Origin of the sequence: Bariatricus sp. HCP28S3_D3, from assembly GCF_052065755.1 — a bacterium.
Classification (GTDB): domain Bacteria; phylum Bacillota; class Clostridia; order Lachnospirales; family Lachnospiraceae; genus Allocoprococcus.
Window position 1 is genome coordinate 106,424 of sequence record NZ_JBQHTK010000006.1, and the last position, 13,024, is coordinate 119,447.

The 13,024-nt window shown below is 43.1% G+C and carries 11 protein-coding genes; all 11 read left to right on the top strand.

Going from position 1 to position 13,024, the window contains the following annotated elements; translation table 11 throughout:
- Window positions 1-7: 7 nt before the first annotated feature.
- The 11 genes from ACTNB3_RS06895 to ACTNB3_RS06945 all read left to right on the top strand — a co-directional run bounded on the left by ACTNB3_RS06895 (window position 8) and on the right by ACTNB3_RS06945 (window position 13,021).
- A complete protein-coding gene (locus ACTNB3_RS06895; RefSeq protein WP_441024875.1) occupies window positions 8-1,255 on the top strand; it encodes an FN3 associated domain-containing protein in 1,248 nt (415 codons plus the stop codon).
- A 76-nt stretch (window positions 1,256-1,331) separates the two neighbouring features.
- Window positions 1,332-2,219 carry a sulfide/dihydroorotate dehydrogenase-like FAD/NAD-binding protein gene (locus ACTNB3_RS06900; RefSeq protein ID WP_427806513.1) on the top strand — a complete coding sequence of 296 codons (888 nt, stop codon included), beginning with the start codon at window positions 1,332-1,334 and terminating at the stop codon, window positions 2,217-2,219.
- Complete coding sequence (gene gltA / locus ACTNB3_RS06905; protein ID WP_427806514.1) at window positions 2,219-3,604, top strand: NADPH-dependent glutamate synthase; 1,386 nt, start codon at window positions 2,219-2,221, stop codon at window positions 3,602-3,604. Before ACTNB3_RS06900 ends, gltA begins: the two co-directional genes overlap by 1 nt.
- A gap of 74 nt (window positions 3,605-3,678) precedes the next feature.
- Window positions 3,679-4,398: a DNA alkylation repair protein gene (locus tag ACTNB3_RS06910; RefSeq protein ID WP_427806515.1), complete on the top strand. Its 720-nt coding sequence runs from the start codon at window positions 3,679-3,681 to the stop codon at window positions 4,396-4,398.
- Entirely contained in the window at window positions 4,388-5,047 is a 660-nt protein-coding gene (locus tag ACTNB3_RS06915; protein WP_427819810.1) for an HAD family hydrolase, read from the top strand. The genes ACTNB3_RS06910 and ACTNB3_RS06915 overlap by 11 nt, the downstream gene beginning before the upstream one ends.
- Window positions 5,048-5,165: 118 nt before the next feature.
- Window positions 5,166-6,347, top strand: a complete 1,182-nt coding sequence (locus ACTNB3_RS06920; protein ID WP_427806517.1) for an iron-containing alcohol dehydrogenase — start codon at window positions 5,166-5,168, stop codon at window positions 6,345-6,347.
- A 187-nt stretch (window positions 6,348-6,534) separates the two neighbouring features.
- Window positions 6,535-9,759: a carbamoyl-phosphate synthase large subunit gene (gene carB / locus ACTNB3_RS06925; protein ID WP_427819811.1), complete on the top strand. Its 3,225-nt coding sequence runs from the start codon at window positions 6,535-6,537 to the stop codon at window positions 9,757-9,759.
- Between the two features lie 88 nt (window positions 9,760-9,847).
- The gene (gene rlmH, locus ACTNB3_RS06930; RefSeq protein ID WP_441024877.1) at window positions 9,848-10,327 is read left to right on the top strand and encodes a 23S rRNA (pseudouridine(1915)-N(3))-methyltransferase RlmH; all 480 of its coding nucleotides are present in this window, start codon (window positions 9,848-9,850) and stop codon (window positions 10,325-10,327) included.
- A gap of 150 nt (window positions 10,328-10,477) precedes the next feature.
- Window positions 10,478-11,575 carry a glycerol dehydrogenase gene (locus ACTNB3_RS06935; protein ID WP_441024878.1) on the top strand — a complete coding sequence of 366 codons (1,098 nt, stop codon included), beginning with the start codon at window positions 10,478-10,480 and terminating at the stop codon, window positions 11,573-11,575.
- 258 nt (window positions 11,576-11,833) lie between these two features.
- The gene (locus ACTNB3_RS06940; protein WP_427806529.1) at window positions 11,834-12,406 is read left to right on the top strand and encodes a CD3072 family TudS-related putative desulfidase; all 573 of its coding nucleotides are present in this window, start codon (window positions 11,834-11,836) and stop codon (window positions 12,404-12,406) included.
- 54 nt (window positions 12,407-12,460) lie between these two features.
- Entirely contained in the window at window positions 12,461-13,021 is a 561-nt protein-coding gene (locus ACTNB3_RS06945) for a CD3073 family putative ECF transporter S component (protein ID WP_427806530.1), read from the top strand.
- Window positions 13,022-13,024: the final 3 nt, after the last annotated feature.

Below are 13,024 nucleotides of genomic sequence, written 5' to 3' on the forward strand. Positions count from 1 at the left end.
AAAGACAATGAAATGTATGAACTGTGGAGCGCAAATCTCGGACGATCGTCTGATCTGTCCCCGATGCGGCCGGGAAATACAAATCGTGCCTGACTATAATCCGCTTGATGACGTACTCGCAGCTCAGGTAAAAGGTGCTGTAACGGAATCATTTGATCCGGTAGGACACGCAAGGGACGGAAGAAGGAGTACCTCGGAGAGAACTTCAGCCGGTCAGGTAAGCAGCGGGAAAGCCAATCCTCGCAGAAATACGGGAAAAGGTCGTAGCGGTAATTTGACTCCGGAAGAACTCAGAGAGCGAAAGAAGAGAATAGAACGAAAGAAACAGATTGCAAAGAAAAAGAAAATCCGAAAACGAATCATTTTATTTTCCGGGGTTATCCTGGCTTTGATCGTCGGTGTAATTGTATATTTGAATTCTTATACCGGTAAAGTGAATAAAGGCTACCGGATGTTGGAAAACGGCAAATACAAGGAGGCACTTCTTTGCTTTGAAAAGGCTGTTTCTAAAAATGAGAAGCGTGGTGAGGCCTATGAAGGACTTGCGAAGGTCTATCTGGCACAGAATGATACAGAAAGCGGAGAAAAGGTTTTTCTGAATGCACTCAAAGAACAGCCTTCGAACACGGAAATTTATCAAAAAGCGATTCAATTCTACATAGATACGGATCAGAAGATGAAGGTGTCCGTTCTTCTTGATCAGTGTACAAGTGAACAGGTTCTCTCAGCATGTAGTGATTATATTTCGGAAGAACCGGAATACAGTCTGGATGAGATGAAAGAATATGAAGAAATTCAGGCATTGGAACTTACCGGCACAGGAACGGCCATCTACTATACGACCGATGGAACCGATCCGACTCAGAATAGTCTGAAGTATACGGAACCGATTCGGCTTGACGAAGGAGTAACGGAGATCAGAGCAATTTCCGTAAACGAAAAAGGAATTCCCAGTCTGGTTGCCAGGAAGACCTACACGATCGAGTTTCCGATTGAAGATGCGCCGTCTGTGACGCCGTCAACGGGATCGTATGATACCGTGCAAAGCATTGAAATCGTGGTACCTGAAAACTATGAAGGTTATTATACGACGGATGGAAGTGATCCGGATCCATCGTCTTCCACTACGGTGAAGTATACAGGTCCGATCACGATGCCTGAGGGAAGTATTACCTTTAAAGCAGTGCTTGTAAATAAAAAAGGACGGATCAGCGATGTCACGATTCGAAAATATGAGTTGATTTTATCAGAATAAAAGTAGAAGAAGTACTTGATATTTAATTGTTTATAATTTATCATAAAGAGAGTAAAACAATTAGGAGGCATAAGCAATGTACAAGATAACAAAAGCTGAAAAATTAGCTGATAAGATTTATCTTATGGATGTTGAAGCTCCTCGTGTTGCAAAGCATTGTGAACCGGGGCAGTTTGTAATCGTTAAGATGGATGACAAAGGGGAAAGAATTCCGCTTACGATTTGCGATTACGACAGAGAAGCAGGAACCATCACGATTGTATTCCAGTCAGTTGGCGCTTCTACAGAGAAGATGGCATCATTAAAAGAAGGGGATTATTTCAGAGATTTCACAGGTCCGCTTGGATGCCCATCAGAATTTGTAAAAGAAGATCTGGAAAGCCTGAAGAATAAGAAAATCTTATTTGTTGCCGGTGGTGTAGGTGCTGCACCTGTTTATCCGCAGGTTAAGTGGATGAAAGCACACGGAATCGATGTAGATGTTATTGTCGGAGCAAAGACAAAGGACATGCTGATTCTTGAGAAAGAAATGGAAGCCGTTGCCGGAAATTATTATCCATGTACAGATGACGGAACATACGGACATGCCGGAATGGTAACAACCAAGATCGAAAAACTGATCGAAGAAGGCAATAAGTATGACGTTTGTGTAGCAATCGGACCGATGATCATGATGAAATTTGTCTGCCTGCTTACCAAGAAACTGGAGATTCCTACCATTGTAAGTATGAATCCGATCATGGTAGACGGTACAGGAATGTGCGGCGCATGTCGTCTGCATGTTGGTGATGAGATCAAGTTCGCATGCGTAGACGGACCGGAATTTGACGGACATCTTGTAAACTTTGACGAAGCAATGAAGAGACAGCAGATGTACAAGACTGAAGAAGGCAGAGCATTGTTAAAATTACAGGAAGGTGACACACATCACGGTGGATGCGGTCATTGCGGAGGTGACGAATAATGGCAGACGTATTAAAGAAAGTACCTGTAAGAGAACAGGATCCGAAGGTACGTGCAACAAATTTTGAAGAAGTATGTTATGGATATAATCAGGAAGAAGCTACAGCAGAAGCTTCCCGTTGTATCAACTGTAAGAATGCACAGTGTGTAAAGGGATGTCCGGTAGGAATCAATATTCCTGGATTCATTCACGAAGTAAAAGAAGGCAATATTGAGGAAGCTTATAAGATTATCGGACAGTCTTCCGCACTTCCGGCTGTTTGCGGACGTGTATGTCCTCAGGAATCACAGTGTGAAGGTAAATGTATCCGCGGTATCAAAGGTGAGCCGATCTCAATCGGTAAACTGGAGCGTTTCGTAGCTGACTATGCGCTGGAACATGATATCAAACCGGTTGGAGCAGAAGTCAAGAACGGACACAAAGTAGCTGTAATCGGCTCCGGTCCAGCAGGTCTTACCTGTGCCGGCGACCTTGCTAAATTAGGTTACGATGTAACTGTATTTGAAGCACTTCATGAACTGGGCGGTGTACTGGTATATGGTATTCCGGAATTCCGTCTTCCGAAACAGAAAGTTGTTGCTAAAGAAATCGATAAAGTGAAAGAGCTCGGTGTTAAATTCGAATCCAACGTTGTAATCGGCAAATCTACAACGATCGATCAGTTAATCGAAGATGAAGGATTTGAAGCAGTATTCATCGGTTCAGGAGCAGGTCTTCCGAAATTCATGGGTATTCCAGGAGAAAACGCGAACGGCGTGTTCTCAGCAAATGAGTACCTGACAAGAAGTAACCTTATGAAGGCGTTTGATGATTCTTACGATACTCCGATTGTAGCAGGAAAGAAAGTTGCTGTAGTCGGTGGTGGTAACGTAGCAATGGATGCTGCAAGAACAGCACTTCGTCTTGGCGCAGAAGTACATATCGTTTACCGTCGTTCTGAAGAAGAACTTCCGGCACGAGTAGAAGAAGTACATCATGCAAAAGAAGAAGGTGTTCAGTTTGATCTTCTTACTAATCCGGTAGAGATCCTTGAAGAAGACGGATGGGTAAAAGGAATCAAGTGTGTACGTATGGAACTTGGTGAGCCGGATGCATCCGGAAGAAGACGCCCGGTAGCTGTAGAAGGTTCTGAATTTGTGATCGATGTTGACACAGTTATCATGTCACTTGGTACTTCTCCGAACCCGTTGATTTCTTCTACAACAGAAGGTCTGGAAGTTAACAAGTGGAAATGTATCGTAGCAGATGAAGAAACCGGAAAGACCTCCAAAGAAGGTGTTTATGCCGGCGGTGATGCTGTTACAGGTGCAGCAACTGTTATCCTTGCAATGGGTGCTGGTAAAGCAGGAGCAAAAGGTATTCACGAATTCCTTTCAAACAAATAATCTGAATGATTCATAATCGTGATCAAATGAGTCTCTCTCCAAAAGAGAGGCTCATTTTTTACAAGGTGAGTATAATGGACAATTTATCGGAAAGAATAAAATCGGAACTTCTTGAAAAAGCAGATCCAAAGTACAGGGAATTTCATTCGGGACTGGTGCCGGGAACAGAAAATATTATGGGAGTACGCATTCCCGAGCTGCGTAAAATTGCAAGAAGTGCCGCTAAAGAGGATTGGAGAAATTATTTAGAGAAGTGTTGCCCTGACACCTACGAGGAAGTGATGATCCGTGGTATGATCATCGGGTACGCAAAGATGGATGATGAAGAAAGAATGCAGTATCTGAACCGGTTTGTACCCGAGATCGATAACTGGGCCGTCTGTGACAGCTGCATGAGCACTTACAAATTCATGCAGAAAAAACCAGAAATATGGTATTCTTATCTGCGGCAGAAAGTCGAGGAGGGTACCGAGTTCAGCATCCGTTTCGGTGTTGTTGGGCTTATGGATTATTTTATAAATGAGGAATACATAGATCGTTTGTTGAAAATCTTTGATAAGATTCAACATGAAGGATATTATGTAAAAATGGCAGTTGCCTGGGCGATTTCCATGTGCTATGTGAAATTCCCCGAAAAAACCAGAGCATTTCTGGAGCACAATCATCTGGATACATTTACACAGAATAAAGCAATCCAGAAAATAAGAGAATCCTACCGGGTTTCTCAAGAGGAAAAAGAAGAATTAAAGAAATTGAAAGTACCGAGCAGGAAAGAGGAAAAGAATGAAGTTTAAATATATTTTATTTGATCTGGACGGGACGATTACAGAATCCGGTCCTGGAATCATGAATTCGGTGGCGTATGCGTTGGAGAAAATGGGGTATGAGGAAAAAGACAGAGAAAAATTAAAAAGATTTATCGGTCCGCCACTCACCGATTCGATGATGAAATACTATGGAATGAGTGAAGAAGATGCCGCGAAAGCTGTCAGGTATTATCGAGAATATTATACAGAAAAAGGTATCTTTGAAAATTCTGTATATGACGGATTTGATGAGAGTATAAAAAGATTGAAGGAACAAGGACTCATATTGGCAGTGGCAACTTCGAAACCGGAACCGTTTGCGAGAAGAATTGCAGAGCATTTCGGATTTACCGGGGACTATGCCTGCGTGTGTGGCGCAACCATGGATGAGGCGCGTATCCGGAAAGCTGATGTGATCCGATATGCGCTGAATACGTTAGAAATCACGGAAGAAGAAAAGCATCAGGTACTTATGGTCGGAGACCGGGAGCACGATGTCCTAGGAGCAAAAGAAAACGGATTATCCTGTATGGGGGTCTTATACGGGTACGGTGACCGGAAAGAACTGGAAGAAGCCGGAGCGGACTATATTGCCAAGACAACTGCAGAAGTAGCAGAAATCATCTTGAACGCATAAATTCCTACCAATTTTGTATTGAATTTAGTACAATTATTTTAGTTATTCTTATTGCGTTAAATATTTAACAGATATATAATATGGTTAAAATATTAACAAAGAAAAGGAGATGCTAATAATGAGCAGATTTACTTTACCAAGAGATGTATACCATGGAAAGGGCTGTCTGGCAGAACTGAAGAACTTAAAAGGGAAAAAAGCCATCCTTGTAGTAGGCGGAGGTTCTATGAAACGCCAGGGCTTCCTTGATAAAGCTGTAAGTTATTTAAAAGAAGCAGGCATGGAAGTCAGACTGTTTGAGGGTGTGGAGCCGGATCCGTCTGTAGAAACCGTTATGAAAGGCGCAGAAGTTATGCGCGAATTCGAGCCGGACTGGATCGTATCCATGGGCGGAGGTTCTCCGATCGATGCTGCAAAAGCAATGTGGGCATTCTATGAATATCCGGATACGACATTTGAAGAGCTTTGCATTCCGTTTAATTTCCCGGAATTAAGACAGAAAGCAAAATTCTGTGCTATCCCGACAACATCCGGAACTGCTACAGAAGTAACAGCATTCTCTGTAATTACCAACTATCAGACAGGCGTGAAATATCCGCTTGCTGACTTCAATATTACACCGGACGTTGCAATCGTTGATCCGGAACTTGTTGAAAAACTTCCTGTTAAACAGGTTGCTTACACAGGTATGGATGCACTTACCCATGCTATCGAAGCCTATGTATCTACATTGAACGGACCTTTTACAGACCCACTTGCGCTTCAGGCAATTGAAATGGTGTTTGATTATCTTCCGGCTTCTTACAACTGTGATATGGATGCCAGAGAACAGATGCATTATGCACAGTGCCTTGCAGGTATGGCATTTTCCAATGCTTTACTTGGTATCGTACATTCTATGGCACATAAGACAGGTGCTGCATTCTCAACAGGACATATTCCACACGGATGTGCAAATGCAATTTATCTGCCGTATGTAATCAAATACAATGCACATGACAAAGTCGCAGCAGGACGCTATGCAGAAATAGCACGCAGAATGGGACTTCCGGGAACCTCTGAAAAAGCTCTGATTAACAGCTTATGTGAAAAGATCGATGCATTTAACGTCAAACTGAATATCCCGAAGACTCTGAAAGAATTCGGAATCAATGAAGAAGAATTCAAAGAAAAAGTTGCTAAGATTGCCGAGCTTGCAGTTGGAGATGCCTGCACAGGATCCAACCCAAGAGCGATCGATCCGGAAGCAATGGAAAAACTTCTGACATGTACATACTACGGAACAGAAGTAGATTTCTAATTGAACATTGCGATTGAAACATATAAAAGAGAGGTACAGTTTTAAAGAGATCTGTATCTCTCTTTCTGTCTTGGAACATATTGTTATCGTTATGCAACAACTGAAGATTTTACATTGCCAGCCTATATGGTTTCATGTATAATATGATTGGGCAAAAATAAAATGATACATATAGGAGGAAACGAGTATGTCAAAGAGGGAAGACATCCATAAAGTACTGATCATCGGTTCAGGGCCGATCATCATCGGACAGGCGTGTGAGTTTGACTATTCAGGCACACAGGCATGTAAGGCACTCAGAAATCTGGGGTATGAGATTGTACTTGTTAATTCAAATCCGGCTACAATTATGACAGATCCGGAGATTGCGGATGTTACGTATATTGAACCGCTGAATGTGGAACGGCTGGAACAGATCATTGCGAAGGAAAGACCGGATGCACTGCTCCCAAATCTTGGAGGACAGTCCGGACTGAATCTTTGTTCCGAGCTTTCACAGAAAGGAATACTTGATAAATATAATGTAAAAGTAATCGGTGTACAGGTAGACGCAATAGAACGTGGGGAAGACCGTATCGAGTTCAAGAAGACAATGGAAGGTCTTGGGATCGAGATGGCAAGAAGTGAGGTTGCCTATTCGGTTGATGAAGCACTTGCGATTGCTGATAAACTTGGTTATCCGGTGGTCCTTCGTCCGGCTTATACGATGGGCGGCTCCGGCGGCGGACTTGTATACAATGTAGAGGAATTGAAAACGGTCTGTGCTCGTGGCCTTCAGGCGAGTCTTGTAGGACAGGTGCTGGTCGAAGAATCGATCCTCGGCTGGGAAGAATTAGAGCTGGAAGTGGTGCGTGACTCTGAGAATAACATGATCACCGTATGTTTTATAGAAAATATAGACCCGCTGGGTATCCATACAGGTGATTCATTCTGTTCCGCACCGATGCTTACGATTTCCGAAGAAGTTCAGAAACGTCTTCAGGAGAAGTCCTATAAAATCGTGGAATCCATCCAGGTCATCGGTGGAACCAACGTGCAGTGGGCACATGATCCGAAGACCGATCGTGACATTATCATTGAGATCAACCCGAGAACATCCCGTTCTTCCGCGCTTGCTTCCAAAGCAACCGGATTTCCGATCGCTCTTGTTTCAGCAATGCTGGCAACCGGCCTCACGCTGAAAGACATTCCTTGCGGAAAATACGGCACATTGGATAAATACGTACCGGACGGCGATTATGTCGTGATCAAATTCGCACGCTGGGCATTTGAAAAATTCAAAGGTGTGGAAGATAAACTGGGCACCCAGATGCGCGCCGTCGGTGAAGTCATGAGTATCGGTAAGACTTACAAAGAAGCGTTCCAGAAAGCAATCCGAAGCCTGGAAACAGGACGCTACGGACTGGGGCATGCGAAAGACTTCGACAGCAAGTCAAAAGAAGAACTCCTGAGACTTCTGATCACTCCGTCCAGTGAAAGGCATTTTGTGATGTATGAGGCACTCCGGAAAGGTGCAACAGTAGAAGAAATTCATGAAATTACGAAAGTAAAACATTATTTTATAGAGCAGATGAAGGAACTCGTGGAAGAGGAAGAGGCTTTGATGCAGAATAAAGGCCAGCTTCCTTCTGATGAAGCGCTGATCACGGCAAAGAAAGATGGATTTTCCGATAAATATCTGAGCCAGATTCTGGAAGTTCCGGAAGAAGACATCCGGAACAAGCGAATCAGTCTCGGCGTGGAAGAGGCATGGGAGGGCGTTCATGTAAGCGGTACCAAGGACAGCGCATATTACTACTCCACCTACAATGCCGAAGATAAGAATCCGGTAAATAATGACAAGCCGAAGATCATGATCCTCGGCGGCGGACCGAACCGCATCGGACAAGGAATTGAGTTTGATTATTGCTGTGTACATGCGTCCCTTGCACTGAAGAAGCTTGGATTTGAGACGATCATTGTCAACTGTAATCCGGAAACTGTTTCTACGGATTATGATACCTCTGACAAGCTGTATTTTGAGCCGCTTACACTGGAAGATGTACTCAGCATTTACAAAAAAGAGAAACCGGTCGGTGTAATCGCACAGTTCGGAGGCCAGACACCGCTGAACCTGGCTGCGGACCTGGAGAAAAATGGTGTGAAGATTCTCGGAACTGCTCCGTCTGTAATCGATATGGCAGAAGACCGGGATTTGTTCCGTGCAATGATGGAGAAGCTTGAGATCCCGATGCCGGAATCCGGAATGGCGGTTACGGTAGACGAAGCACTCGCTATTGCTGAAGAAATCGGTTATCCGGTAATGGTACGTCCTTCCTACGTACTCGGCGGACGTGGAATGGAAGTCGTTTATGACGCAGAAAGTATGGTAGAATATATGCAGGCTGCAGTCGGTGTGACACCGGACAGACCGATCCTGATCGACCGTTTTCTCGGACATGCAACCGAATGCGAAGCCGATGCAATCAGCGATGGAACCCATGCATTTGTTCCGGCAGTTATGGAGCACATCGAACTTGCAGGTGTACACTCCGGTGATTCTGCATGTATCGTTCCATCTAAATACATTTCCGAAGAAAATGTACAGACGATCAAGGAATACACCAGAAGGATCGCAGAAGAAATGGGTGTCCGCGGCCTTATGAATATGCAGTATGCGATCGAGAACGGCAAAGTATATGTGCTCGAAGCAAATCCTCGCGCATCCCGTACGGTACCGCTCGTATCCAAAGTATGCAACATCCGTATGGTGCCGCTGGCCATCGATATCGTGACATCCGAACTGACCGGAAGACCGTCACCGGTACCGGCACTGAAAGAGCAGAACATTCCGTATTACGGAGTCAAAGAAGCCGTATTCCCGTTCAATATGTTCCAGGAAGTTGACCCGGTACTCGGACCTGAAATGCGGTCTACCGGAGAAGTGCTCGGACTCTCCAGATTTTACGGAGAAGCCTTCTTCAAAGCACAAGAAGCTACCCAGACCAGACTTCCTCTGGAAGGCACTGTACTGATCTCCGTAAATGATAAGGACAAACCGGAAGTTGTCGATTTGGCACGTGAATTTACAGAAACCGGCTTCAAGATCATCGCTTCCAGACACACCTGCGAACTTCTTCGCGAAAACGGAATCGAGGCGGAGATGATCAACAAGCTGCAGGAAGGAAGACCGAACATGCTGGATCTGATCACAAACGGAAAGATCGATCTGATCGTGAATACCCCGATCGGAAAAGACCGGATCTGGGATGACAGCTACCTGCGAAAAGCGGCAATCAAGAAGAAAGTACCGTACATGACGACAATTGCGGCAGCAAAGGCAACCGTAAGCGGAATCAAATCCATGAAGAAGCAGGGATGCGGAGAAGTTAGATCCCTTCAGGAACTTCACTGTATGATTCATGATAAATAAATAGATAGTATAAAGGTATCGGTAGTTTTACTGATACCTTTTTTCTGCTATAATTAGTTCCGGACTATATGAAAAAGGATGGTAAAATATGAAAATTACGTTACTTACAGTAGGTAAAATAAAAGAAAAATACTTGAAAGACGCAATCGCAGAATATTCAAAACGGCTGAGTAAATATTGCAAGCTGGAGATCATCGAAGTGGCAGATGAAAAAACTCCGGATAATGCAAGTGAAGTTGTAGAAAATGTAATACGGGATAAAGAAGGAGAAAGACTTCTGAAATATGTCAAAGATGATACATTTGTGATTACGCTGGAAATTAAAGGGAAAATGATGACTTCTGAGGAATTGGCAGAGAAGATCGATACTCTGGGAATACGCGGAGTCAGTCATATTATGTTTATTATCGGCGGGTCGATCGGACTCGGGGAAGATGTGATAAAACGGTCGGATTTTGCGCTTAGTTTTTCGAAAATGACGTTTCCGCATCAATTGATGAGGGTGATTCTGCTGGAGCAGATTTACCGGAGTTATCGGATTATTGCGGGGGAGCCGTATCATAAATAATAGCGAGAAAATCTACTACAAAATTTGATTATACTGCCCAATCCTTGTCAGGTTTCTCCCTCTTTTTTGTACATTTTACACCTTGTTATTTAAAAAAATGAGACTATAATAGAGAATGTTAAAAGATTAACAAGCAAGGAGGCATTTGTAATGGCAAGACTTAGAATGATGCGTGCACCACAGAAATATGTGCAAGGAAGAGATGCTCTTTTCAAATTTCATGAAGAGATGAAAGAACTGGGAGATAAATGGTTATTTATCTGTTCAAAAAGTGGGCATAAGATGTGCCATGACAAAATTGAAAAGAGTTTTGATGGAACGGAGGATCTTCGCGTTTATGAAATCTTCGGTGGAATTTCCAGTACCGGTGAGATTGAAAGAATGCGTAAACTCGTAAAAGAGAATGGAATCAATGTTGTTGTGGGTGTTGGTGGAGGATCAGCAATCGATACTGCAAAAGCTACAGCATATTATGAAAAATTACCTGTTGTGATTGTTCCTACCGTGGTAGCAACGGATGCTCCTTGCACAGGACTTTCCGTAATATATAACGATGATGAAACGTTTAACAGTTATTTGTTCTATCCAAAGAATCCGGAAGCTGTCATTGTAGATAGTGATATAATTGCAAAAGCACCTGTGAAATTCCTGGTTGCAGGTATGGGGGATGCACTTGGTACTTATTTTGAAGCAAGAGCATGTGAAAGAACAGATGCGCCAAGTCTTGAATTTGGAGGAATTACCAGATCTGCAATGGCGCTCTGCAAGCTTTGTTATGAGACATTGAAAGAATATGGAGCAGCAGCAAAACATGCATGTGAGAATCAGGTAGTAACCCCTGCGTTGGATGCAATTATTGAGGCGAATGTATATTTGTCAGGTGTGGGCGCTGACAACGGAGGACTTGCAGTAGCCCATTCATTTTACAATGGTCTAACAGCACTTGGAGGACACAGTGCACCGCATGGTAATTGTGTTGCATTTGGAACGTTGGTACAGCTTGTCCTGGAAGGTGCTTCAAAAGAAGAGTTCAAAGAAGTACAGGATTTTTGCCGGGAAGTAGGACTTCCGGTTACGCTGGAAGAAATTGGAGTGACTACCAAAGAAGAAATCAAAGTAATTGCAGAAAAATCTTGTGTGGAAGGAGAATCCATCCATAATATGGTAGCAGATGTTACTCCTGCACAGCTTTATGATGCGATTGTTACGGCTGATTCTTTGGGAAGGGCGGTATTGCAGAAGAATTAATTGAAAAGTAATATTAACGAAGGGAGAGGAAGCGCATTCCATGTCTTTATGAAAAGATGTTGAGGATGTGCCTTCTCTTTTTCTGTTTATCATTTCTTATTAAATTTAGTATATCATTATATGAAGTGAATATAACTATATGGATTTATATTTTTTTGAATATTAATAGAAATAATCTATAATTAGAAACGTATATTACTATTACCAATTGGACTCTTTATAGGAATCGTGATAGCATAGAGCAGATGGAGGTATAACATGAAAAGACTGTTAATTGTATCACATTGTATTCTGAATACAGCTTCCAAAGTGGCAATGGATGAAAAAGAGCTTCAAGAGGAATACGAATTGAGACTTACATTGATGACAAAGGTAATGGAAAACGATATTCAGCTTCTGCAGCTCCCCTGCCCGGAATTCATCCTGTATGGCTCAAGAAGATGGGGACACGTAAAAGATCAGTTTGATCATCCGCATTTTCGTAAAGAATGCCGCAAGATGTTAGAACCGGTTCTCATGCAGCTGGAGGAATATCTAAGATATCCGGATGAGTACCAGGTGCTGGGAATCGTATCTGTGGATGGAAGCCCAAGCTGCGGTTATGGTCTTACCTGCAGGGGAAACTGGGGCGGAGAATTATCCGGAAATATGGATGAAGTTTCAGTTAAGGTGGGTACTTGTAAAGGCGTGAAGGAACCGGGAGTATTGATGGAAATTCTGGAAAAAGAATTAAAAGAACGGGAACTTCAGGTACCGATTTACAATATGAAAGATACAATTCAGTTGTTAGACTCCGTTTCTGGTAAGGAAACAAGCAAAAAGAATTGTTGAAAAAACCAGAACAGTAACATACATCTATAGGATGAGAAAGAAGGAGAAACAACTATGAAAAACAGAAAAGTGTATGTAACAGCATTTTGCGGAGTGTGTGTGGCGATGAATATCGTTCTCGGTATCATTACAGCAGCACTTGGAATTCCGCTGTACCTTGATACTTTGGGAACGGTTCTTTCTGCAGCGATTCTTGGACCGGTTCCGGGTATGATCGTGGGATCATTAAGCAATATTATTACAGGACTTATGTACAGTGTTACAGATATTCCGTTCTTCCTTGTAAATATGGCGGTAGGTCTGGTCGTTGGTCTTGTTGCCAAGAAGTTCACATGGTCTATTATCCCGGCAATTGTAACAGGTCTTGCATTAAGTGTGATCTGTCCTGCAATCGGAACACCGATCGGTATTTATGTATATGGTGGTCTGAACGGTTCTGTATCAGATATGCTAGTTACAGCATTAGTACAGGGAGGAAAGAGTATTTTCCAGGCATCATTCCTGAGAAATATCGCTTCTAACCTGATCGATAAGGTTGGAACCTGTATTATCGGCTGGGCACTGATTAAGGCAATGCCGGCGCGATTCCTGGATAATTTCAAAAAAGAGCAGTAAGGA